Source organism: Vibrio sp. Isolate22, assembly GCF_022398115.1.
Classification (GTDB): domain Bacteria; phylum Pseudomonadota; class Gammaproteobacteria; order Enterobacterales; family Vibrionaceae; genus Vibrio.
Window position 1 is genome coordinate 53,981 of record NZ_JAKEUW010000014.1, and the last position, 22,293, is coordinate 76,273.

The following is a 22,293-nucleotide window of genomic DNA, read 5'->3' on the forward strand; positions in this document are numbered from 1 at the left end:
AATTATTTGTTCACTAGTAAATAAGAGGCTTCAATGGCGCTAGAGCAGTACACACCACCACGCGAACCTTGGATTGATATTGTTTATCAAGATGATGACATTCTGGTGGTGAACAAACCAGCGGGGTTACTTTCAGTACCGGGCAGGTTGCCAGAGCATTACGACAGTATGTGGAGTCGTTTGGTAGAGGAGTTCGCTGATATTCAAGTGGTTCACCGCTTGGATATGTCGACCTCTGGCTTGATGTTGTTGGCTAAGCATAAGCAGGCAGAACGTCACTTGAAGAAGCAGTTCCAATATCGCCTGACGCACAAACTGTATTACGCACGCGTATGGGGAGCGGTTGAGCACAAAGAAGGTTTGATCGATCTACCACTCATCTGTGATTGGCCAAACCGCCCCAAGCAGAAAGTCTGTTTTGAAGACGGCAAACCATCACAGACTCGTTATGTGGTAGAACAGCAAGAACCCCAAACGACTTTACTTAAGTTATTGCCAATTACCGGGCGTTCTCACCAATTGAGAGTGCATTGTATGGAAATAGGCGCACCGATTGTAGGCGATGAGTTTTACGCAACACTAGAAGCATTTGAGTACAGTGATAGATTAGCTTTACATGCGTGTGAGTTGAGCTTTTATCATCCAGCGAATAATCAGTTGTTCAAAGCCTTTGTTCCCTGTGACTTTTATCCTCAAGCATCCCCACAAATCGAACAGCACTTTGAAATTGCGCCTGAGCTTCCAGACTACAGTAAGCTAAAAGCTTAGAATGGACAGATTCGTAGATCTAACCAAGGAAGAAGAATGCCAACGCTGAAAGTTGTGTTTCTCGATAGAGCGACCATCCCATCTCAAATTCATCTAAAGCCTCTGAGCTTTGAGCATGAATGGGGGGAGTATGATTTCACGGCTCCTGAGCAAGTATCGGAGCGAGTTGAAGAAGCTGATGTGGTGATCACTAACAAGGTAGTGCTCAATGAGTCGAATCTAGCTGGTGCGAAAAAGCTCAAGTTGATCGCGGTTTCAGCGACCGGAGTAAACAATGTCGATGTGGGATACTGCAAATCTAAAAACATTGCAGTGACAAACGTACAAGGCTACGCGACTCAATCGGTTCCTGAGCATGTCATCGCAATGCTGTTTGCACTTAAACGAAACCTTGTTGGCTATCATAAAGACATTGAGGCGGGCGAGTGGCAAAAGGACAAGCAGTTCTGTTTCTTTACTCATCCGATTCAAGATGTGGCTGGCAGTACATTAGGTTTAATGGGCAGTGGCAGTTTAGGCCAAGCAACCGCAATATTAGCCAAAGCAATTGGTATGAAAGTTATTTTTGCTGAGCGGAAGGGGGCGGATTCTTGTCGAGAAGGCTATATGCCTTTTGATACGGTATTACAGCAAGCGGATGCGATCAGCCTACATTGCCCTTTGACTGATGCGACCCAAGATCTGATTTCAGAGCGAGAGCTGACTATGATGAAATCGAGCGCAGTCTTGATTAATGCCGGACGTGGAGGTCTAGTCGATGAGCGGGCTTTGGTTGAAGCTCTGAAGGACAATCAAATCGCTGGAGCGGGTATGGATGTGTTCACACAAGAGCCAGCTGACAACTCAAATCCACTGTTGGCTAACAGCCACTTGCCGAACTTGCTACTCACACCGCATGTGGCGTGGGGCAGCGACAGTTCTATTCAAAAACTTTCTGATATCTTAATGGATAATATTGATGGTTTTGTCGCGGGTCACCCGCAAAACATAGTGAATTGACTCTAAAGCTATATAGCATGAGTTGAAAACAAAAAAGGTTGGCTTGTAGGCCAACCTTTTTAGATTATGTGTCGATTAAATGACTTAACCTTGCGGTTTAACCACCAATACATTGATTGGTGAGTTTTGTACTACTTTGCTTGCAACCGAGCCAAGTACCACTTTGTCGATTTTCGAACGCTTATGGCTAGGCATTACGATAAGGTCAGCGCCAAGCTTTTCTGCGTAATCAAGAATCGTCGCGTAGGTTTTACCCTCAGCAACATGAACCTTGTAAACCACTTCATCGTCGATGTGTTTGTCGGCGAACTCTTTCAGCTGATTTTTAACATCCAGCTTCATTTGGTTCGCTGCATCTTTCGGGAAGTAAGACGCCACCATCGACATGTGAATGCCTGGTAGTACGTTCAGAATATGGATTTCAGCATTGCTGTGTTTTGCGTGCCATACCGCCAGTTCGACTGCCTTATCAGAAAAGCCTTTGTCATTAAGATCAACAGGAACAAGGATTTGTTTATACATGTATTCGTCTCTTTTTAATCAGTGCTAAGTTCTTACTTAGCACTGTAATTATCCTTTCCATGTAATAAAGCCAAATAGCGCTAAGCACTACTCAGCCTTATCCATTACGCGCTAATCTCATCCTTACGAGCACGTCTTCTTTGGTTCATCGCTAAACCAATCAAAATGATCAGAGCTGGTAAGAATACCCACTCTTTCATTGGTCGATCTGCATCTTGGATAACGGATTTGATTTCCCAATCGAAATCAATACCAGCCGCTTCTGCTGGGCTACCGAACTCGACCATATCAACAATCATCTTGCCTTCTGATTCAGTCAGCATTAGACCCATAGAGGCAATACGATCTTCACTTGAGGTCGCAGAATCTTCAAACGGTAGGCGAACTGTCTTTTCAGAATAGTCACCTTCTAAGTTTTCGCCACCCACTCTAAGTTCAAGTGATTGTCCCACATCTAGGTTTTCTGTGATTTGAGCAATCTCAACTCCAGGCGAAAGAACTTTCTCTGGATAAATCATGTCCCACCAGAAGCCAGGGCGGAAGAAAGTGAAGGTTAATGCAATAAGCAGCACCGTTTCCCACCACTTGTTCTTCGTGAACCACCAACCTTGTGTTGCAGCTGCGAAGATAAGTACCGCAGTCACAGATGAAAAGATAGTCAGTGCTAAGTGCCACCAAGAATCAATGCCCATCAGTAGTAGTTGAGTATTGAAGATGAACATGAAAGGTAGAATTGCGGTACGGATATCGTAGGTGAAGCCTTGGATACCAGTACGAATCGGATCTGATTTCGCAATTGCCGCTGCTGCAAACGCCGCGAGACCTACCGGAGGTGTATCATCCGCAAGAATACCGAAGTAGAACACGAATAAGTGCACCGCAATCAGTGGGATAATAAGACCGTGCGCAGCGCCCAGAGTAACGATTACCGGCGCCATCAGCGTTGATACAACGATGTAGTTTGCTGTGGTTGGTAAGCCCATACCTAGGATCAAGCTGATTACCGCAGTAAATAGCAGCATAAGGATGATGCTACCGCCTGAGATAAACTCAACGAAGTCAGTCATTACAAGACCGATACCCGTTAGCGTCACCACACCTACAACAGTACCAGCAGCCGCTGTCGCCACACCGATACCGATCATGTTACGCGCGCCTGAAACTAAGCTCTCTGCTAGGTCAACGAAACCAGCTTTGGTTTGCTCTGCAAGATCGTCTGATTTGTTCATCAGAGTCATCAAAGGACGCTGGGTGATCAAGATGAAGATCATGAACACTGTTGCCCAGAAGGCAGATAAACCAGGTGAGAAACGTTCAACCGTCAGACACCAAACTAGCACTACGATAGGCAGTAGGAAGTGTAAACCTGATTTAATCGTTGGACCTGGTTCTGGAACTTCTTTTAGATCCGCATCGATCTCTATGCCGCCTTCAGCTGCGTATTTTGCTGATACGCGAACCAGAGCAACATAAGCGATTAATAGCGCCACTGTTACGATTGGTGTTGCCGCATCGCCAAAGACATCTTTGGTCCAACCCACACCGTAGTATACCGCGGCACTGATAACACATAGACCTAAAATGGTCCCAGTGAAAGAGAGTAGGCTTTGTACAATAGTTGGTGTGTGACGACGAGGTAGGCCTGTCATACCTGCTTTACATGCTTCTAGGTGAACAATGTAAATCAGAGCGACGTAAGAGATCAGAGCTGGCAGTAGCGCCGCCTTGATAACTTCTACATATGAAATACCCACATATTCCACCATCAGGAATGCGGCAGCACCCATGATAGGCGGCGTAAGCTGACCATTGGTTGAGGCCGCAACTTCTACCGCGCCTGCTTTTGTGCCCGGGAAACCAACACGCTTCATCAGTGGAATGGTGAAGGTACCAGTGGTTACTACGTTAGCAATCGAAGAGCCAGAAACCAGGCCAGATAAGCCAGAAGCCACAACGGCTGCTTTTGCAGGGCCGCCTTTCATGTGACCAAGCAGTGAGAATGCGACCTTGATGAAGTAAGCACCTGCACCCGCGCGCTCAAGCATTGCACCAAACAGTACAAACAAGAATACGAATGACGTTGATACGCCAAGAGCTACACCGAATACACCCTCAGTTGTTAGCCACAGGTGCGACATTGCCTTGTTCAGGCTCGCACCTTTGTGGGCAATAACGTCTGGCATGTGAGGGCCACCAAAGGTGTAAAGTAGGAATACTGCCGCCACAACCATAAGAGGTGGACCTAAAGCGCGTCGTGTTGCTTCAAGCAGTAGAACCATACCGAATACCGCTGCAACAATATCAAACGTTGTTGGAGCACCAGAACGGCCAGCAAGTTCGGTGTAGAAAATGTAGATATAAGAAGCTGAAAAGCTACCAACAAGCGCTAATACCCAGTCGACTGCCGGGATATAGTCCCGCGGCGAGTTCTTCATAGCTGGATAAGCGGTAAATGCTAGGAAAATAGCAAAGGTAAGGTGAATTGCTCGAGCTTCAGTATCGTTTAAAATTCCGAAGTTAAAAATGAACGGCAGCGGAGATGCATACCAAAGTTGGAACAGTGACCAACATAGAGGCACAAACCATAAAATACGGCCTTGGATACCGCGAGGGCTACGCGCACCAGTGTCTGATTGTGCCACCATTTCTTGCACATCTGGAGACGGTGATGTTGTCTGCGTCATGTACTTTATCCTTATTATTGATGGTCTGCCTTTCTTACGAACAACGAGACGTTATTTCTTTCCTATCTAGTGTAGTGAATGGATAGGGAAATGCGTTTTTTGTTCGTCTTTGTCTTAGGCTTGATACGAAGGTAAGTTCGCCAAATTGGAGAAACTTAAAGGTTTGCTCTTTTCACTTAAGTTATTTTTATAAAACGTGAAAAGCCAATAAGGAGGGCTAGCCTCCTTATTGATGTAGTAGGCTTAAAGTAGAGTTACTTTAGAAGGCCCACTTCTTTGTAGTATTTTTCTGCACCTGGGTGTAGAGGGATAGAGATACCCGCTTTAACCATGTCTTCTTTCTTCAGGTTAGCAAATGCTGAGTGTAGGCGTTTGAAAGTGTCAAAGTTTTCAAAGACTGCCTTAGCAACGTTGTATGCTACTTCATCAGAAACGTCTGAAGTGGTTACCATAGTTGCTGCAACACCGAAGCTGTTTACGTCAGCGTCTGTACCACGGTACATGCCAGCAGGAACTGTGCTGTATGCGTAGTATGGGTTCTCAGCTACGATTTTGTCGATCTGTGGACCTGTTGCTGAAACCAATTTTGCATCACAAGACGTTGTTGCTTCTTTGATTGATCCGTTCGGGTGACCAACCATGTAGATGAATGCGTCAATCTTGTTATCACAAAGCGCTTGTGAACGCTCAGAGCCTTTAAGCTCAGAAGCTAGCTTGAAGCTGTCATTAGTCCAACCCATAGCGTCCATTACAACGCCCATAGTTGCACGGTCACCTGAACCTGGGTTACCAATGTTTACACGCTTACCTGCTAGGTCAGCAACGTTGTTGATGCCAGAATCGGTACGAGCGATGATGTTAAACGGTTCTGTATGTAGAGAGAACATCGCGCGAAGTTTCTTGTATTCGCCCTGATCCTTGAACTTACTTGTACCGTTGTAGCCATGGTATTGCCAGTCAGATTGAACAACACCGAAATCTAGTTCACCAGCACGGATGGTGTTAACGTTGTAGATTGAACCACCAGTAGACTCTACAGAACAACGAATGTTGTGGTCTTTGCGGCCCTTGTTCACTAGTTTACAAATCGCACCACCAGTTGGGTAGTAAACACCCGTTACTGAACCAGTACCAATTGTGATGAACTCTTGAGCGTTAACAGCGCCAGCGCCCATTACAGCAGCTGCAATAGCACCAACTTTGATAAGTTTGGTAAATGCCATGAATTTCCCTTCCTTTATTCATTATTAACCCTGAAACAAGTGTAGTTGTTTCAGGAGTTTCCTATTTGGAAACGGCACCTTTTTCAATCCATGTGATGAAAAAGTGTCTGAATAATATCAAAAATTGGCAGAAAATTACTCGAATGTTAAAAGATATAGCTAAAAAATCTAACAAATGATGCCTAGATCTTGTGTTTAATTCGCTACTGAGTTTTTTAAAATCAATGGTTTAGTGTTGCTGTGTGGGAGCGGGGGGAGATATTCTAGGATGTGATTTGGATCACGAAGCAAATAGATATTCGTGATCCATTTATACGGTTGATAATTATGAAACTATGAGCAATTATCCTGCGTATTCAAACAGCTCACAGACTGAGTCAAACAGCTGTTTTGTCGTAACGGATAACGTAGGAGTAATGAAGATCGTATCATCACCTGCGACTACGCCCAGTATGCCTTCCGACTTACCTAACGAGTCCAGTAAGCGAGCAATCAATTGTGCAGCGCCAGGGCCAGTGTGTATCACAACTAACGCATTGTTGTGGTCAATATCTAGGACAAGCTCTCTTAAAGAGCTCGAAACTGTTGGAACCCCCAGTTCAGCCGGAAGACAGTAAACCATCTCCATTTTTGCGTTACGAGTTCGAACCGCGCCAAATTTAGTTAACATACGCGAGACTTTAGACTGGTTGATGCTTTCAAAGCCTTCATGCTTCAGGGCATCAACAATTTCGCCTTGTGAACCAAAACGTTCTTCTTTTAGTAGCGCTTTAAAAGCACGAACCAAGTTGTCTTGTTTTTCTGTATTGCGCATATGTCATTCTTATTCATTAACAAAGATGTTTGCATATTCTCGCATACATATTCAATTTTAGCCAAAATAACCCGGTAATTTGTTAGTCATATCACTGTAAATATTTAATAGAATAATGTGTTATTTGCGACGACTTATTTTGTTATTTCAGTCGATTATCGCCATAATGCGAACTTGCTGTGTAGCACGGTTTTACTGACTTGCGCGAAGTCGCAAAGCTGGCGTTAATTGATTGTAATCACTTTGTGATTAATATAGTTTTTTAACTTTAAATTAGCTCAAGAATTACCCTACCAAGAATTTATAAGAGAAAGCTCTCAAGGAGAATAACAATGAAAGTAGCTGTTATTGGTGCCGCTGGTGGCATCGGTCAAGCCCTAGCCCTACTACTTAAGAATCGCCTACCTGCTGGTTCAGATCTTGCACTTTACGATATCGCACCGGTAACTCCGGGTGTTGCTGCCGATCTTAGCCACATCCCAACACCTGTTTCGATCAAAGGTTACGCGGGTGAAGATCCAACACCGGCACTAGAAGGTGCGGATGTTGTACTTATCTCTGCGGGCGTTGCTCGTAAGCCTGGTATGGATCGTGCGGATCTTTTCAATGTGAACGCTGGCATTGTTAAGTCTCTTGCTGAGAAGATTGCGGTTGTATGTCCAAAAGCTTGTGTTGGTATCATTACTAACCCGGTAAACACAACAGTGCCAATCGCTGCTGAAGTTCTTAAGAAAGCGGGCGTATACGACAAGCGTCGTCTATTCGGTGTTACTACTCTGGATGTTATTCGTTCTGAAACTTTTGTTGCTGAGCTAAAAGACAAAGATCCAGGCGACATTCGCGTTCCTGTTATCGGTGGCCACTCTGGTGTGACTATTCTTCCTCTTCTTTCTCAAGTTGAAGGCGTAGAGTTCACTGATGAAGAAATCGCAGCACTAACGACTCGTATCCAAAATGCAGGTACTGAAGTTGTAGAAGCTAAAGCTGGCGGCGGTAGTGCAACACTATCTATGGGCCAAGCAGCTTGTCGTTTCGGCCTTGCTCTAGTGAAAGCACTACAAGGTGAAGAGAACGTTATCGAGTGTGCGTACGTTGAAGGTGAAGGCGAGCACGCACCATTCTTCGCTCAACCAGTTAAGCTGGGTAAAGAGGGGGCAGAAGCTATCCTTAGCTACGGCGAGTTGAGCGATTTCGAACGTAATGCTCTAGACAGCATGCTTGAAACGCTAAATGGTGATATCGAGATTGGTGTTGAATTCGCTAAGTAAGCGAGACTCTTCTCATTTAGCCAAATAGACATAATAAAAGCCGACCTTATAGGTCGGCTTTTTTGATCCTTAGATTCCGGCTATCCGTAATATTAGTTTTAATGCGTGAATGGAGTGCCGGGTATGAGCCGTATTCAAAAAGGTATGGATGTCCATTTTCATCTAGGCCGCCTAGGAAAGATCTTGGTTATCGATGAGCAAGAACAGACAGCTCTGGTTGAGTCTTATAACAGCCATGAGCAATATGCAGTGCCGCTGGAAGAGCTAGAAGCTATAGATGCGCAGCTTCCGCTTTCTCTAGAGTCGAGTCGCTATTAAAGCGCTTTGGTATTCTGAGTAGAAAAACAAAAAAGAGCCAATCGGCTCTTTTTTCATTGTAGGAGTCTTGTCGTGGACTTACTTACTGCGCTTCACGGCAAGATGCGCAAGAGTAGTCAGAGCTTGTTTATATTCCGAGTCTGGCAGTACTGAAAGCTCAGCAATCGCTTTGTCAGCTTCTTCGTATGCTTTGTTGGTGGTGTATTCTAACGAGCCTGTCTCTTCCATAGTGGCAAGAATCTCGTTGAGCTTGTCCATACCGTTGGCTTTTTCAATCGCTTCACGAATCATGCTTGCTTGCTCAGGAGAACCATTGTGCATAGCGTATAGAAGAGGCAAGGTCGGTTTGCCTTCTGCTAGGTCGTCACCAACGTTCTTACCCATCTCTTTGCCATCTGCTGTGTAATCCATCACATCATCAATCAGCTGGAATGCAGTACCTAGGTATTTACCATAGTTTTGCATTGCCGTTTCGATCTCTGGTGACGACTCAGTCAGAATTGCGCCAATTTGAGTTGCGGCTTCAAACAAGCGAGCTGTCTTAGAGTAGATAACCTGCATGTAGCTTTCTTCAGTGGTGTCTGGGTTGTTGCAGTTCATTAATTGTTGAACTTCACCCTCAGCAATCACGTTTACCGCTTCACTCATTAACTCGAGGATCTTTAAAGATCCTAACGTAGTCATCATTTGGAATGAGCGTGTGTAAATAAAGTCACCCACCAAAACACTGGCCGCATTACCAAAGGCTGCGTTGGCGGTTGCTTTACCACGTCTCATGTCTGATTCGTCGACAACATCGTCATGAAGCAGAGTCGCAGTATGAATAAACTCAATAAAGGCTGCAGAGGTAATATGTGCTTCACCTTGATAACCAAGAGCGCGAGCAGATAAAAGAGCAAGCAAAGGGCGCAGGCGTTTACCACCGCCGCTAACGATATAAAAACCAAGCTGGTTGATTAAACTTACGTCAGAATTAAGTTGGGCTTGAATTGTTTCATTCACTTTTGCCATATCATTGGCAGTAAGCGTTTGGATAGCTTTAAAATCCATTGTTCATCCGGCTGAAGTTAGACCCTGTAAGGTTTATACGTTGTATTAATTGTTGAATAATACACTAAAAAACGTTGATTAATACATCGCTTAAGGGCATGATTGCCGCACTTTTCTTTGGCGAACAGGTTTTCGCCAATTTTTTAAAAATATGGCTTGTCATAGCGCCATGATTCCCGTAGAATCTGCGCCCTATTGATTAGTTTAGCGCACACCCGAGTTGTACAAATAACAACCATAGGCTGTGCGGAAAAAGCGGAGTAAAATATGTACGCTGTTTTCCAATCTGGTGGCAAACAACACCGAGTAAGCGAAGGTCAAACTCTTCGTTTAGAGAAATTAGACGTTGAAACTGGTGCAACTGTAGAATTTGATAAAGTTCTTCTTGTTGCTAACGGCGAAGAAATCGCTGTTGGTGCACCTCTTGTTGAAGGTGGTAAGGTTACTGCGGAAGTAGTACAACACGGTCGTGGCGATAAAGTAAAAATCGTTAAGTTCCGTCGTCGTAAGCACTCTCGTAAGCAAGCTGGTCACCGTCAGTGGTTCACAGAAGTGAAAATCACTGGCATTAACGCTTAAGTATTAGGAGAGTTTAACAATGGCACATAAAAAAGCTGGCGGTTCTACTAATAACGGCCGCGATTCAGAAAGCAAACGTCTTGGTGTTAAGCGTTTCGGTGGCGAATCTGTTCTTGCAGGTAACATCATCGTACGTCAACGTGGTACTAAGTTCCACGCTGGCACAAACGTTGGCATCGGTAAAGACCACACTCTTTTCGCTCTTACTGAAGGTAAAGTGAAATTTGCTGTTAAAGGTCCTAAAAACCGTAAGTTCGTAAGCATCGAAGCTGAGTAATTTAATCTTTAATTAGATTATATTTATAGCTTTAAAGCTGAATTCAAAAGCCCTGCCGATTCGGCAGGGTTTTTTATTTATAACGAGAATAAAAAAGTAGACGCTCTTGTTTAAGCTTTAACAAGTTCCAAGCAAAGAACCTCTCCTTATTTGTTCCTTGGTTGCAGGTCGGCCTAGATCTTAGGTGATCGATCTAAACTCGGATCTGCTAGAATTTATATCACTCCTTGATGAGTGGTAACGCAACGTAAGTGCGGAGTTAAAAAATGAAATTCGTTGATGAAGCGGTAGTAAAAATAGAAGCCGGTGATGGCGGTAATGGTACAGTGAGCTTTTGGCGCGAAAAATTCGTTGCTAAAGGTGGTCCAGATGGCGGTGACGGCGGTGACGGCGGTGATGTTTACATCCAAGCTGATGAAAACTTAAATACACTGATCGATTACCGTTTCCAACGTTTTTACAGCGCAGAGCGTGGTGAAAACGGTCGCGGCGGTAACTGTACGGGTAAACGTGGTAAAGACATCACGTTAAAAGTGCCTGTAGGTACTCGTGCTGTTGATATCCATACTAATGAAATCGTTGCTGAAGTTGCTGAGCACGGCAAGAAGGTAATGGTTGGTAAAGGTGGTTGGCATGGTCTTGGTAACACGCGTTTTAAATCGTCTGTTAACCGCGCTCCTCGTCAAAAGACAATGGGTACTAAAGGTGAAGTTCGTGAACTGCGTTTAGAGCTTCTTCTACTAGCTGACGTTGGTATGCTTGGCCTACCAAATGCAGGTAAATCGACCTTTATCCGCTCTGTTTCTGCAGCGAAACCAAAAGTAGCTGATTACCCGTTCACAACCTTGATCCCAAGCTTGGGTGTGGTGAGTGTGGTTCCTGAGAAGAGCTTTGTTGTTGCCGATATTCCGGGTCTGATCGAAGGCGCTGCTGATGGCGCTGGTCTTGGTATCCGCTTCTTGAAACACCTTGAGCGTTGTCGCGTGCTTTTACACATGATCGATATCATGCCGATCGACGGTTCTGATCCTATTCAAAATGCACTAACGATCATTGATGAGCTTGAGCAGTACAGTGAAAAAGTGGCACAAAAACCTCGTTGGTTAGTGTTCAACAAAGTTGACCTAATGCCAGAAGAAGAAGCAGACGAAAAGATTCAAGAAATCATCGATGCTTTAGGTTGGGAAGACGAGTACTTCAAGATCTCTGCAGTGAACAAGCTAGGCACTAAAGAGCTTTGCTTCAAACTTGGTGAGTTCATGGAGAACCTACCACGTGAAGTGGAAGAAGTTGCCGAAGAAGAAAAAGTCGACTTTATGTGGGATGATTACCATAAAGATGCGATGAGCGGTAAAAATGTCGTTACCGAAGATGATGACGATTGGGATGATTGGGACGACGAAGAAGATGACGGCCACGTTATCTACGTTCGTGACTAATTGAGCCAATTATATAAAAACCGCAATTAATATTGCGGTTTTTTTGTATCTAAATCATGAACAGAGCTTTATTGTTAAGGCAAAATTTACCTCTTAAGTATTAACGCCAATGGGAAGGAAATCATGGCATCAAAACAAAGAGCGATTTCGAGGCTCGTTGCTCAGTCAGGGCAAATGTTATTAGCGCACGGCGCGGAAAGCACTTTAGTTGGCGATATCATGCGCCGTATTGGTATTGCTTGTGGAGTCGACGAGGTCGAAGTTGCGCTATCTGCCAATGCACTTGTTGTGACGACAGTAATGAATGATCACTGTATTACGACCACTCGAAGCTGCGCAGATCGTGGTATCAACATGCAGGTGATCACCGACATTCAACGCGTGTGTATCATGATGGAGAAAGGGATCCTCGATTACGGACTCGCGTATAAAAAGATCCAAAATATAAGTCCTGAGCGCTACAACCGTTGGTTAGTTGTTGTGATGATAGGTTTATCTTGTGCATCTTTTAGTCGGCTTGCTGGCGGTGATTGGCAGGTGTTCATGATGACCTTTATTGCCTCCGCCTGTGGCATGATCGTCAGGCAAGAGATTGGTCATCGTCACTTTAACCCACTGTTAAACTTTGCAATCACAGCCTTTGTCACTACGACTATTTCTGCTCAAGCCGTCCTCTACAATATTGGTGGTCAGCCAACCATCGTAATGGCTTCATCGGTATTGATGCTCGTGCCTGGGTTCCCACTGATTAATTCTGTTGCAGACATGCTCAAAGGTCACATCAATATGGGGTTGGCTCGCTTTACCATGGCAAGCTTACTTACTTTGGCGACTAGTTTAGGGATTGTTGCTGCGATGAGCCTATCTGGTGTCTGGGGGTGGGCGAGCTAATGAGTATTTTCGAACTGTTTTTAGGCTTACTCAACGATATGTTTTTTGCAGCGATTCCGGCTGTCGGATTCGCATTGGTGTTTAATGTTCCACAACGCGCTTTAATTTATTGTGCACTCGGTGGCTCTATCGGTCATGGCAGCCGTTATTTAATGATGCACTTTGGGATTCCAATTGAATGGGCAACCTTCTTCGCCGCAACTGTGGTTGGAATGATAGGTGTGCATTGGTCGCATAAGTTGTTGGCTCATCCCAAGGTATTTACAGTCGCGGCTTTGATTCCTATGGTGCCGGGTGTATTTGCCTTCAAGGCAATGATTGCCATGGTTGAGGTTAATAGGGCTGGGTATAGTCCCGAGCTACTAGCGATGTTGATGGAGAATTTTTTGAAATCGATGTTCATTATCGCTGGGCTAGCGGTTGGCTTAGCTGTACCTGGGCTGTTATTCTACCGACGCAGACCTATCGTCTAGCATCAACTTTCTCTCAGTTAAGGACAGGACTTTCTATTTATGATCATCAGTATGATTGCAGCAATGGCCAATAACCGTGTAATAGGTAAAGATAATCAGATGCCTTGGCACTTGCCTGCGGACTTCGCATGGTTCAAACGCTCAACGATGGGGAAGCCTGTAGTCATGGGCCGAAAAACCTATGATTCGATCGGTCGTCCTTTGCCTGGTCGATTAAATATTGTGATTAGCCGTGATGCGAACTTGGAAATTGAAGGCGTGACAACTGTTACTTCGATTGAAAAAGCTCTGGATCTAGTCAGCGATGTTGAAGAGGTGATGATCATCGGTGGTGGCTCAATCTATGAAAGCTGCCTACCTAAAGCAGATAAGCTGTACCTGACTTATATCGATTTTGACGTTGATGGTGATACTCAATTCCCAGATTGGGGAGAAGGTTGGAAGCAGAGCTTTAGCGATACGTATCAAGCGGATGAGAAAAACAAACACAATATGGAGTTTGTGATCCTCGAGCGTTAAAGTTTATAAACGCTTGCGCTGCTTCACCTGTAGCGCAAGCTTCTCGTATCTCGTATCTCGTATCTCGTATCTCGTATCTCGTATCTCGTGCTTATAGCGCTTTTTGAGTAAAAAATTGTTTGTCTTCCCAACGAAGCGCAGTCAGCTCTCCTCCCCAAACACACCCAGTATCTAGCCCTATCACATCTTTACCTTGATAGCCTTCAAGTGCAGCCCAGTGGCCAAAAACAACCGTTTTATCGAGCTTAATACGTTGTGGAAGGTCAAACCATGGCACTAATGGTTCACTAGTAATTTCACTTGGTGGTAGTTTGCATGCCATATCAAGCCTAGCATCGGTAAAGCAGAAACGCATTCTAGTAAGGCTGTTGATCGCATAGCGGTAACGTTCAATATCTTGCAAATTCACGTCCCATAGATCGGGTGTATTGCTATACATATTCTTGATGAGCCACTGCCAGTTGTCCGATTGTAATAGGGTGACGACTTCTTGATTCTCTATGCGAGCTCTCTCAAGATCCCACTGTGGCGAAATACCCGCATGAGACATCACGAACTCAGGGTGCTCTTGAATTAACGGCTGCTGTCTCAACCATTCGAGTAGCGACTCACGGTCCTCTGCGTCTAGGATAGCTTGTGTCTTATCTTTCGGTTTTGTTGGAAACAACCCTAGAGAGACAGCGAGCAGGTGTAGGTCATGGTTGCCTAATACTACTTTTGCTGAATCACCTAAACCACGAATAAAGCGTAGTGTTTCTAGCGACTTAGGACCTCGGGCAACTAAGTCACCAGCGACCCACAAGGTATCGTGTTGTTGGTTAAAGTTGATGGTTTCGAGTAATAACTGAAGTTCGTCGAAGCATCCTTGGATGTCTCCGACAATATAATTAGACACAGTATTTTCCTATGGCTGCAAAGGTGGTTAGTTAAGGATGTTAGGAATAGCGAGTCTGAATGGGTCGACTTCGGCAATAAAATCGATACCCTTGTGATCGGTCATAACATAATGACCCTGCATGACGCCTACGGGCGTTTCGATAACGGTACCACTGGTGTAAGTGTATTCGTCGTTGGACTCGATAATTGGTTGCTGACCAACCACACCATCGCCTTCAATGGTCAGTTGCTTACCATTAGAGTCGGTAATTAACCAGCGACGTGACATGAGTTGAACCGTACTTTTACTTAGGTTTTTGATAGTAATGATGTAGGCGAAGACATAACGATTCTTCGTAGGCTCAGACTGCTCCTCTATGTACTTAGAGTGAACCTGGCATTTGATACAAGGCGTAGATATATCCATATTCGCACCTTTTGTTGTTGATATACTTAATGTAATTAAAGTATTACATAAAAAAGGCTCCTAACCGAAGTGTAGGAGCCTTTTTATTTTATTTGTCAGCGTTGTGGTTGTCGTGCAACCAGTTCGCCATATCGACAAACTGTTCGAGCGTTAGGTTCTCAGGGCGCATACTTGGGTTGATGCCAAGCTCTTCTAGTACGTCCTTATCAATCAGACTCTTGTAGCAGTTACGAACTGTCTTACGACGTTGGTTAAAGCCTTCACGACATACGCGATCTAACCATTTTAGGTCTTTAGCCGGGTAAGGCAGCACTTCGTATGGCTGAAGGCGCACAACTGCAGAATCTACCTTCGGTGGTGGAACGAAAGCCGTCGGTGGCACTTCCAGTACTGGTGTCACTTTACAGTAGTATTGAGCCATTACCGTCAGACGACCGTATGCTTTGCTACCAGGGCCTGCAGCTAGGCGGTTCACCACTTCTTTTTGTAGCATAAAGTGCATGTCTTTGATGTCTTTATGGAATTCAAAAAGGTGGAACATCAGCGGCGTCGAGATGTTGTATGGCAAGTTACCAAAGATACGAAGCTTGTTGTTTGGTTTAACAAGTTGCTCGAAGTCGAACTTCATCGCATCACCTTCGTGGATCGTCAGCTTATCAGCGAGATCTGGGTGGTTACGAAGACGTTCTGCAAGGTCTCTATCCAATTCGATAACAGTAAATTTATCGACAAGCTTACCTACCGGCTCAGTAATAGCGCCAAGGCCTGGGCCGATTTCTACTAGGTTTTGACCTGGTAGTGGGTTAATGCTCGATACGATGCCATCAATAATGTATGGATCGTTAAGGAAGTTTTGACCAAAACGTTTACGCGCTTTGTGTCCTAAGTGGACATCATTTCTCATTGCTTTTTCTCTACTAATTCAATGGCGTGCGTGAGCGCTGTTCTAAAGCTCCCTGTATCGGCTTKGCCTTTCCCGGCCAAGTCTAAGGCGGTACCGTGGTCGACTGATGTTCGAATAAACGGCAAGCCAAGCGTGATGTTCACTGAGCGACCAAACCCTTTGTATTTCAATACCGGGAGTACTTGGTCGTGATACATACCTAAAACAGCATCTGCATCTTGCAAATATTTTTCATTAAAGATGGTGTCTGCTGGCAATGGGCCAACTAGATTAATCCCATCTTTTTGACGAATTTTTTCTAGCGTAGGGGTGATGGTTTCGATCTCTTCACGCCCTAAACAACCATCTTCCCCGGCATGTGGATTCAAACCACACACATAGATAGTTGGTTTCTCAATCGCAAATTTTTCGACTAAATCTTTATTCAGAATCGCAATGATTTGCTCTAACCTGTCTTCAGTCACTGCTTGAGATACATCTGCTAGTGGGATATGTGTTGTCACTAATGCAACACGCAGCCCTTCTGTTGCCAACATCATCACCACAAGTGGCGTGTTGGACTTCTCTGCAAAGAACTCGGTATGGCCGCTAAAAGCAACGCCAGCTCGGTTAATTACACCCTTGTGAACGGGGCCGGTGACAATAGCATCAAATTCATCATTCATACAGCCAATTGCTGCGGTTTCTAAAGTATTTAATACGTAATGACCATTAGCTTCGTTAAGTTGGCCTGCAACAGCGCTTTCAGCAAGTGAGATGTGTTTCACAACCAGTGTGCCAGAGCGTTGTGGCTGCTTTGGTACAGCAGCGTCATAATCTAACAACTCTACTTCAATACCCAGCAGTTCAGCACGCTCTGCAAGTAGGTTTTTGTCTGCACAAACCACAAGTTGGTGAGGCCAGCTTTCTTGGGATAGAGCCAGGGTTAAATCTGGGCCTATCCCTGCTGGTTCACCTGCAGTAATGACAATACGTTTAGTTGTCATCTTGGTCGTCCTCAACCATTTCAACAAAGGCACTAGCTCGTACTTCTTGCAGCCAAGCTCCTGCTTCTTCGTTGAACTTACGGTTAAATAAAATTTGGTAAGCTTTATTTTTCAACGCTGAATCTGTACGGTCAACTTCACGACGGTCCAGTACTTCGACAATGTGCCAGCCATGAACGGTTTTAAATGGCGCACTGATTTTACCTTCCGGTAGTGTTTCTACTTGGTGTTTGAACTCAGGTACGTACAAATCCGGTGTTTGGTAGCCAAGTTCACCATCTTGAACGGCTGAGCCCGGGTCTTGGCTGTATTGCTGAGCCATGTCTCCAAAGCTTGCTTCGCCTGCATTTACACGACGAGTGATCTCTTCAAGCTGCTCTTTAGCACCATCATCGCTTAGGATTACAGTTGGTTTTATCAGGATATGACGAGCATTCACTTCGGTAACTGCTACAGTCTCTAAGCCTTTCACATCTTCAATTTTTAGAATGTGGAAGCCGACGCCGCTGCGGAAAGGACCAATGATGCTGCCTTTATTTTGCATTTTGATTTGGTCTGCAAAAATGGTTGGCATCTCTTCTTTACGCATCCAACCCCAATCACCACCTTGTAGGGCTTTAGGGCCTTTAGAGTAAGTATAAGCCATAGTGCTGAAGTCTTTACCAGAGTTAAGCTCTTCTACAAGCTCTTTTGCTTGAGCTTCTAGCTCTTCTTTGGTTTGGTCATCGTTAAAACGAAGTTGAATGTGCCCAATCTTGTATTGAACTGTCGCATTCGTCTCTTGAGCAAGAATATCCGCTAGGTTGTCTACTTCTGCTGGAAGAATGTTGATACGACGACGAACAAGCGCGTTACGAGCTTCACTTGCCGCGATCTCTTTTCTGACTTGCTCACGGAATGCGTTGTAGCTTAGGCCTTCTTCTGCAACCGATGCGGTGAGTTGCTCGACGGTTTGGTTGTTGTCTTTGGCGATGCCTTCAATCGCTTGATCAAGTCGAGCATCATCAATACGAACACCGATACGTTCTGCTTCTTGAGTTTGGATCGTATCGATAATTAGCTTTTCAAGTACTTGCTCATCAAGCACGTCTTGAGATGGCAATGTCTGACCGCTTTTCTTCGCGTTTGCTCGTAGAGTTTTCATCGACGTATCGATGTCGCTTTGCAAGATCACGCCTTCGTTTACGATCACTCTTACGCTATCGAGTTCAACTGGTGCAGCAAAGCTTGTTGATACAGTACAAGCTGCTGCGATAGCGATTAATGTGTGTTTCCACAATGTCATGTGTAATCCTTTAAATTTACTGATGCGTTATCAATAAAGAAAATTAGTTATTTAAGAAGAATGGACGACCGTAGCTCAAAGAGTTATCGGAACTGCTGTCCCCAATAGCGCCAGAATCAGAGCCGATATTTGTACCAAAGCCTATAATACCGAAGTTCACACTGAAGTTGTTTTCGTATTCAGGTGTGGTATTTGGGTTACTGATGTTGTTTGTCAAACGGTTACTATAGGTAAAGCCGATGTACCAACAGTCCGATTTATAGTTTAAACGAGCTAACCATTCTAGATCTTCTTCTGTGGTCAAGTCATAGAAGTATTGAGCACTTGTGCTCCATTTCGGTGAAATTTGGTAGGCACCAAGTAAACCTGCTTGCGAAATACCATCCCTTGTTATGGATGATACGTCAAAATCTACAGTCTCATTAATATACTCTTCGGTCACATAACGATAGTTAGTTTGTATATAACCACCTGCGAAGCGATATTCTAATGTGCTGTTTGCAAGTTGCATCGCAGTGGTATCAATGTCGTATTGCACGCCACCATGGTAGAACAGGTAATCATCATAGTTGAAATCCATCTCAATAGCCCAAGACGAATAATTAGTTTTTTTGTCTGAGTTGTCGGTGTCTAAAGTCTGTTTTGTATCTTTGTCGATATAAAAAATTTGGCCGAAAGAGATATTGAGGCGCTCTCGGTATTCATCATCAAAGAAACGAGACGAGGCGCCGTAACTGATTTGGTTTGCTGAAGCGATTCGGTCTACGCCACTGTATTTACGACTTCTAAACAAGCCGTAATAGTCTGTTTGTAATAGCGTAGTGTCGTACAGGCCAATATCACTTTGGTCTTGTTCAGGGACATACAAATACTGAACTTGTGGCTCGAGTGTCTGAGTATAGTTGCTAACAATAGTGGTATCACGTTCAAGAACGATACCGGCATGACTTCGAAACTCAGGGATAACTCGACTGACCGACTCTTCTAACCCTTCATAGTCAGAGCCTGCACCAGTATCAACACCATCAAGATCCTGTTGGTAGTAAGTACCAAGTAACCTTGCTTCTGTCGTCCATGTTCCCCAAGTATTGCCAACCGGGATCGTAATACCTGGTTCCACGTGGATACGGTTCGCTGATGGTTTGCCTTTAGCGTCGGTATCAAATATTGAAACATGACTGATCATGTCGAAATCTAGATATTCCATTACCTCAGGCGCATAGTAGTTGTATTCTAGCTGAGGCATTAGACGATAAGGCAAGTTGTTACTGGTTGTTAGGACTTGGAAGTCTCGGACAAGTACAGATGCATCCCAGTTGTGAGAACGGTAGGTTGCTTTACCTTCTTGAAGTAATTGACCATCTTCACGATTACCAATACTACTACCACTAACGTCGGTGAAGTAATCGATATCACTCACTTTAGAGTAATCAACCTCAAACAACCACGACTGTTGGAATATTCCAGAATGCTCTAGTTGTGCGCCCCAGCGGTCACCTTTCTCTGGATGTTTTTTGTCATCCGGAAGGTATTCAGACTTAATACTACCTGAACCAAAATCGCTCAAGTAACGGAACTTACTGTTAAGCTGCGTTCCACGCTCTTGCATGTACTTGAACGTTGTTTCCAAGTCATAGTTTGGTGCCAAGTTCCAATACACAGGGATTTCAGCTTCAAAGCCGTCGCTTGAACCGTATGACACGGTTGGGTAAAGGAAACCTGTTTTACGGGTGTCACCAATAGGAACAGTTAAGTAAGGTAAGTAAAATACGGGAACACTTTGAATTTCAAAGCGAGGGTTATAAAAAGTGGCTTGTTCTTCGTCTTGATCAACATCGATGCTTGATGCTCTCAGGCGCCAAGCGTTGTCCCCAATAGGACAAGAGGTGATCGAACCATCTTCGATTTCATAAACCGCTTTACCTGTTTTTGCGATATAAACGGCATCGCCACGGCCCGGTTCACAAAGAAATTCGTAGTCGGTGTTTTCTAGTGTCATTTCATCAGTAGTCAGATTGTTAGTTGCTCTGTCTGATATTGATTTAATTTGACCGTCACTAAAGTTTACGTTGCCTTCAGCTACAACGATGTTTTCTTGTTGGTGAAGAGTTACGTTATCAGCAAGGATGGTCTTGTTTCCTTGCGTAACTCTTACGTCACCTGAATATATTGCTTTGTCACCATTGATAGCCTCTAAGCGATCGGACTCAACATGAGCGGGTAGTTGTGTCTCGTTTTCTGCAGCGGGCTCGATCAAGCATTGATCTATAGAGGGCATTTCCTGCACACTACTATCGGTTATTGTTTCAGCTTGAGTTGTCGACACGTATAACGCCGTACTTATAGACGCGGCTAACAAGGTGCGGGAAAAAGATTGCATGAAGTTGAACTATCCTGTGTCACTAGATGAAGGGTTGATCTAGTATCAATCCAATAAATAAAGCATTTTCCTTATGATAAAGGAAATATTAGCATTCAGCATCATCAGACAGCATTACTCAGATAAAATTCATAGATAGAGAACACATAATGCAAATATTTGGCAAAATTTTGGGCGCTTTCTTTGGCTTTCTATTTGGAGGGCCACTTGGTTTAGTTTTTGGTCTGTTTTTAGGACACCAATTCGATAAAGCTCGCCGATTGAACCAATCTGGCTTTAATACCTCTGGCTTTGGGCGTGGGCCAAACCAAGCTGAAAGACAGAATGAGTTTTTCAAATCTGCATTTGCAGTTATGGGACATGTTGCCAAAGCGAAAGGCCAAGTGACCCGTGAAGAGATTCAACTGGCTTCTACTATGATGGAGCGTATGAATCTTCATGGCGAGCAACGCAGAGCGGCACAAGATGCATTCCGCGAAGGAAAAGAGAGCGACTTCCCGCTAAATGATGTCCTAGAGCGCGTAAAAATCTCATCGGGTGGACGTTTTGACCTTCTTCAGTTCTTTCTTGAGTTGCAAGTATCAGCAGCGTTCGCTGATGGAAGCTTGCATCCAAGTGAACGTCAGGTCCTTCATAAGATCGCTCAAGGCCTTGGTTTTTCTTCAGAACAACTTGAACGCCGTTTACAGATGCAAGAGGCGGCATTCCGTTTCCAGCAACAGGGTGGAAGCTTCGGTGGTAGTCATCATCAAGGGCAATCGTCAGGTTGGCAACAAGCATCACAACAAAACCAACTGGGCGATGCATTTAAGGTTCTAGGTGTAAGTGAAAGTGCGGATGGTAAGGAAGTTAAAAAGGCCTACCGTAAGCTGATGAATGAGCACCACCCAGATAAACTGATGGCCAAAGGTCTACCGCCAGAAATGATGAACGTTGCGAAAGAGAAATCACAAGAAATTCAAAATGCTTATGACCTAATTAAGAAGGTCAAAGGGTTTAAGTAATCGAGTACAAAGCCGAGTAATGATAAGACGTTACTCGGCTTTTTTATTGAAAGGAATAAATATGTCTATCAGTTATCAAGACGTTCTGGGTTTTTGGTTTGATGAGTTAACACCAAAGGACTGGTTTACTGGCGGTGAGCACATTGATGCTTTGATTAAAGAGCGATTCTCAGATTTACATCAAGCCGCGATTCAAGGAGAGCTGTTTGAATGGCGCCAAACTGCACAAGGGCGCTTAGCTGAGATTATTGTACTGGACCAGTTTTCAAGAAACATCGGCAGAAATAGCTCTGCTGCATTTGCAGCTGACCCTATGGCGCTAGCATTGGCTCAGGAAGCGGTAGCTGGTGGATTTGACCATCAACTTAGTCAGCAACAGAAAAGCTTTCTGTATATGCCTTACATGCACAGCGAGTCATTGTTTATTCATGAGCAGGCGGTTGAGTTGTTTTCTCAAACTGGCTTAGAGAATAATCTTGATTTTGAGTTTAAGCACAAGGTTATCATTGAGCGTTTTGGTCGCTATCCCCATCGTAATGAAGTATTAGACAGAGTATCAACGCCAGAAGAGATTGAGTTCTTGCAGCAGCCTGGTTCAAGTTTCTAG

The 22,293-nt window shown here is 44.4% G+C and carries 23 protein-coding genes; 12 read left to right on the forward strand and 11 right to left on the reverse strand.

The window, feature by feature from the left end; translation table 11 throughout:
* Nucleotides 1-33 precede the first annotated feature (33 nt).
* Together L1D55_RS10275 and L1D55_RS10280 are read left to right on the forward strand one after the other, a co-directional pair.
* Nucleotides 34-768, forward strand: a complete 735-nt coding sequence (locus L1D55_RS10275) for a pseudouridine synthase (RefSeq protein WP_239917365.1) — start codon at nt 34-36, stop codon at nt 766-768.
* 36 nt (nt 769-804) lie between these two features.
* Nucleotides 805-1,767, forward strand: coding sequence for a D-2-hydroxyacid dehydrogenase (locus L1D55_RS10280; RefSeq protein WP_239917366.1), 963 nt, complete (start codon nt 805-807; stop codon nt 1,765-1,767).
* Between the two features lie 84 nt (nt 1,768-1,851).
* Here the strand turns inward: L1D55_RS10280 and L1D55_RS10285 are convergent, their stop codons facing one another.
* The 4 genes from L1D55_RS10285 to argR all read right to left on the reverse strand — a co-directional run bounded on the left by L1D55_RS10285 (nt 1,852) and on the right by argR (nt 7,010).
* Nucleotides 1,852-2,289 carry a universal stress protein gene (locus L1D55_RS10285; RefSeq protein WP_004740830.1) on the reverse strand — a complete coding sequence of 146 codons (438 nt, stop codon included), beginning with the start codon at nt 2,287-2,289 and terminating at the stop codon, nt 1,852-1,854.
* A gap of 104 nt (nt 2,290-2,393) precedes the next feature.
* Nucleotides 2,394-4,973 carry a TRAP transporter permease gene (locus tag L1D55_RS10290; protein ID WP_239917367.1) on the reverse strand — a complete coding sequence of 860 codons (2,580 nt, stop codon included), beginning with the start codon at nt 4,971-4,973 and terminating at the stop codon, nt 2,394-2,396.
* A 254-nt stretch (nt 4,974-5,227) separates the two neighbouring features.
* Nucleotides 5,228-6,196, reverse strand: coding sequence for a TAXI family TRAP transporter solute-binding subunit (locus tag L1D55_RS10295; protein ID WP_239917368.1), 969 nt, complete (start codon nt 6,194-6,196; stop codon nt 5,228-5,230).
* Nucleotides 6,197-6,539: 343 nt separating this feature from the next.
* Entirely contained in the window at nt 6,540-7,010 is a 471-nt protein-coding gene (gene argR / locus L1D55_RS10300; RefSeq protein WP_004740827.1) for a transcriptional regulator ArgR, read from the reverse strand.
* A 332-nt stretch (nt 7,011-7,342) separates the two neighbouring features.
* On the opposite strand from argR, the gene mdh reads away from it, so the two are divergent.
* Both mdh and L1D55_RS10310 read left to right on the forward strand, forming a co-directional pair.
* Complete coding sequence (gene mdh, locus L1D55_RS10305; protein ID WP_004740826.1) at nt 7,343-8,278, forward strand: malate dehydrogenase; 936 nt, start codon at nt 7,343-7,345, stop codon at nt 8,276-8,278.
* A gap of 123 nt (nt 8,279-8,401) precedes the next feature.
* A complete protein-coding gene (locus L1D55_RS10310) occupies nt 8,402-8,596 on the forward strand; it encodes a hypothetical protein (protein ID WP_239917369.1) in 195 nt (64 codons plus the stop codon).
* A gap of 78 nt (nt 8,597-8,674) precedes the next feature.
* Here L1D55_RS10310 and ispB read toward each other — a convergent pair whose 3' ends face one another.
* Complete coding sequence (gene ispB / locus L1D55_RS10315; protein WP_239917370.1) at nt 8,675-9,646, reverse strand: octaprenyl diphosphate synthase; 972 nt, start codon at nt 9,644-9,646, stop codon at nt 8,675-8,677.
* A 267-nt stretch (nt 9,647-9,913) separates the two neighbouring features.
* Here ispB and rplU point away from each other — a divergent pair, with 267 nt between their 5' ends.
* From rplU to folA, 6 genes are all read left to right on the forward strand, one after another.
* Nucleotides 9,914-10,225, forward strand: coding sequence for a 50S ribosomal protein L21 (gene rplU, locus L1D55_RS10320; protein ID WP_004740823.1), 312 nt, complete (start codon nt 9,914-9,916; stop codon nt 10,223-10,225).
* Between the two features lie 19 nt (nt 10,226-10,244).
* Nucleotides 10,245-10,502: a 50S ribosomal protein L27 gene (rpmA, locus tag L1D55_RS10325; RefSeq protein ID WP_004735905.1), complete on the forward strand. Its 258-nt coding sequence runs from the start codon at nt 10,245-10,247 to the stop codon at nt 10,500-10,502.
* Nucleotides 10,503-10,768: 266 nt separating this feature from the next.
* Nucleotides 10,769-11,941, forward strand: a complete 1,173-nt coding sequence (gene cgtA / locus L1D55_RS10330) for an Obg family GTPase CgtA (RefSeq protein ID WP_102424975.1) — start codon at nt 10,769-10,771, stop codon at nt 11,939-11,941.
* Between the two features lie 123 nt (nt 11,942-12,064).
* Nucleotides 12,065-12,832 (forward strand): threonine/serine exporter ThrE family protein, encoded by a 768-nt coding sequence (locus tag L1D55_RS10335; RefSeq protein WP_008220033.1) that lies wholly within the window; start codon nt 12,065-12,067, stop codon nt 12,830-12,832.
* The gene (locus L1D55_RS10340; protein ID WP_239917371.1) at nt 12,832-13,305 is read left to right on the forward strand and encodes a threonine/serine exporter family protein; all 474 of its coding nucleotides are present in this window, start codon (nt 12,832-12,834) and stop codon (nt 13,303-13,305) included. Before L1D55_RS10335 ends, L1D55_RS10340 begins: the two co-directional genes overlap by 1 nt.
* 39 nt (nt 13,306-13,344) lie before the next feature.
* Nucleotides 13,345-13,824 carry a type 3 dihydrofolate reductase gene (gene folA / locus L1D55_RS10345; RefSeq protein ID WP_105024294.1) on the forward strand — a complete coding sequence of 160 codons (480 nt, stop codon included), beginning with the start codon at nt 13,345-13,347 and terminating at the stop codon, nt 13,822-13,824.
* A 91-nt stretch (nt 13,825-13,915) separates the two neighbouring features.
* Here the strand turns inward: folA and L1D55_RS10350 are convergent, their stop codons facing one another.
* From L1D55_RS10350 to lptD, 6 genes are all read right to left on the reverse strand, one after another.
* Nucleotides 13,916-14,719, reverse strand: coding sequence for a symmetrical bis(5'-nucleosyl)-tetraphosphatase (locus L1D55_RS10350; protein ID WP_239917372.1), 804 nt, complete (start codon nt 14,717-14,719; stop codon nt 13,916-13,918).
* Nucleotides 14,720-14,746: 27 nt separating this feature from the next.
* Nucleotides 14,747-15,127 (reverse strand): Co2+/Mg2+ efflux protein ApaG, encoded by a 381-nt coding sequence (apaG, locus tag L1D55_RS10355; RefSeq protein WP_004740817.1) that lies wholly within the window; start codon nt 15,125-15,127, stop codon nt 14,747-14,749.
* A gap of 88 nt (nt 15,128-15,215) precedes the next feature.
* Entirely contained in the window at nt 15,216-16,031 is an 816-nt protein-coding gene (gene rsmA, locus L1D55_RS10360) for a 16S rRNA (adenine(1518)-N(6)/adenine(1519)-N(6))-dimethyltransferase RsmA (protein ID WP_063523468.1), read from the reverse strand.
* Nucleotides 16,028-17,017: a 4-hydroxythreonine-4-phosphate dehydrogenase PdxA gene (gene pdxA, locus L1D55_RS10365; protein WP_239917373.1), complete on the reverse strand. Its 990-nt coding sequence runs from the start codon at nt 17,015-17,017 to the stop codon at nt 16,028-16,030. The genes rsmA and pdxA overlap by 4 nt, the downstream gene beginning before the upstream one ends.
* Complete coding sequence (surA, locus tag L1D55_RS10370; RefSeq protein ID WP_239917374.1) at nt 17,007-18,302, reverse strand: peptidylprolyl isomerase SurA; 1,296 nt, start codon at nt 18,300-18,302, stop codon at nt 17,007-17,009. Before surA ends, pdxA begins: the two co-directional genes overlap by 11 nt.
* Nucleotides 18,303-18,345: 43 nt before the next feature.
* On the reverse strand, nt 18,346-20,682 hold the full coding sequence (gene lptD / locus L1D55_RS10375) for an LPS assembly protein LptD (RefSeq protein WP_239917375.1): 2,337 nt from the start codon (nt 20,680-20,682) through the stop codon (nt 18,346-18,348).
* Nucleotides 20,683-20,831: 149 nt separating this feature from the next.
* Between lptD and djlA the strand changes: the two genes are divergently transcribed.
* The gene (gene djlA, locus L1D55_RS10380) at nt 20,832-21,686 is read left to right on the forward strand and encodes a co-chaperone DjlA (protein ID WP_239917376.1); all 855 of its coding nucleotides are present in this window, start codon (nt 20,832-20,834) and stop codon (nt 21,684-21,686) included.
* A 61-nt stretch (nt 21,687-21,747) separates the two neighbouring features.
* Nucleotides 21,748-22,293: a DUF924 family protein gene (locus L1D55_RS10385; RefSeq protein ID WP_239917377.1), complete on the forward strand. Its 546-nt coding sequence runs from the start codon at nt 21,748-21,750 to the stop codon at nt 22,291-22,293.

Coding starts and splice junctions, on each gene's coding strand:
- L1D55_RS10275 (WP_239917365.1), top strand. CDS start 34: ATGGCGCTAGAGCAGTACACACCACCACGCGAACCTTGGATTGATATT.
- L1D55_RS10280 (WP_239917366.1), top strand. CDS start 805: ATGCCAACGCTGAAAGTTGTGTTTCTCGATAGAGCGACCATCCCATCT.
- L1D55_RS10285 (WP_004740830.1), bottom strand. CDS start 2,289: ATGTATAAACAAATCCTTGTTCCTGTTGATCTTAATGACAAAGGCTTT.
- L1D55_RS10290 (WP_239917367.1), bottom strand. CDS start 4,973: ATGACGCAGACAACATCACCGTCTCCAGATGTGCAAGAAATGGTGGCA.
- L1D55_RS10295 (WP_239917368.1), bottom strand. CDS start 6,196: ATGGCATTTACCAAACTTATCAAAGTTGGTGCTATTGCAGCTGCTGTA.
- argR (WP_004740827.1), bottom strand. CDS start 7,010: ATGCGCAATACAGAAAAACAAGACAACTTGGTTCGTGCTTTTAAAGCG.
- mdh (WP_004740826.1), top strand. CDS start 7,343: ATGAAAGTAGCTGTTATTGGTGCCGCTGGTGGCATCGGTCAAGCCCTA.
- L1D55_RS10310 (WP_239917369.1), top strand. CDS start 8,402: ATGAGCCGTATTCAAAAAGGTATGGATGTCCATTTTCATCTAGGCCGC.
- ispB (WP_239917370.1), bottom strand. CDS start 9,646: ATGGATTTTAAAGCTATCCAAACGCTTACTGCCAATGATATGGCAAAA.
- rplU (WP_004740823.1), top strand. CDS start 9,914: ATGTACGCTGTTTTCCAATCTGGTGGCAAACAACACCGAGTAAGCGAA.
- rpmA (WP_004735905.1), top strand. CDS start 10,245: ATGGCACATAAAAAAGCTGGCGGTTCTACTAATAACGGCCGCGATTCA.
- cgtA (WP_102424975.1), top strand. CDS start 10,769: ATGAAATTCGTTGATGAAGCGGTAGTAAAAATAGAAGCCGGTGATGGC.
- L1D55_RS10335 (WP_008220033.1), top strand. CDS start 12,065: ATGGCATCAAAACAAAGAGCGATTTCGAGGCTCGTTGCTCAGTCAGGG.
- L1D55_RS10340 (WP_239917371.1), top strand. CDS start 12,832: ATGAGTATTTTCGAACTGTTTTTAGGCTTACTCAACGATATGTTTTTT.
- folA (WP_105024294.1), top strand. CDS start 13,345: ATGATCATCAGTATGATTGCAGCAATGGCCAATAACCGTGTAATAGGT.
- apaG (WP_004740817.1), bottom strand. CDS start 15,127: ATGGATATATCTACGCCTTGTATCAAATGCCAGGTTCACTCTAAGTAC.
- rsmA (WP_063523468.1), bottom strand. CDS start 16,031: ATGAGAAATGATGTCCACTTAGGACACAAAGCGCGTAAACGTTTTGGT.
- surA (WP_239917374.1), bottom strand. CDS start 18,302: ATGACATTGTGGAAACACACATTAATCGCTATCGCAGCAGCTTGTACT.
- lptD (WP_239917375.1), bottom strand. CDS start 20,682: ATGCAATCTTTTTCCCGCACCTTGTTAGCCGCGTCTATAAGTACGGCG.
- djlA (WP_239917376.1), top strand. CDS start 20,832: ATGCAAATATTTGGCAAAATTTTGGGCGCTTTCTTTGGCTTTCTATTT.
- L1D55_RS10385 (WP_239917377.1), top strand. CDS start 21,748: ATGTCTATCAGTTATCAAGACGTTCTGGGTTTTTGGTTTGATGAGTTA.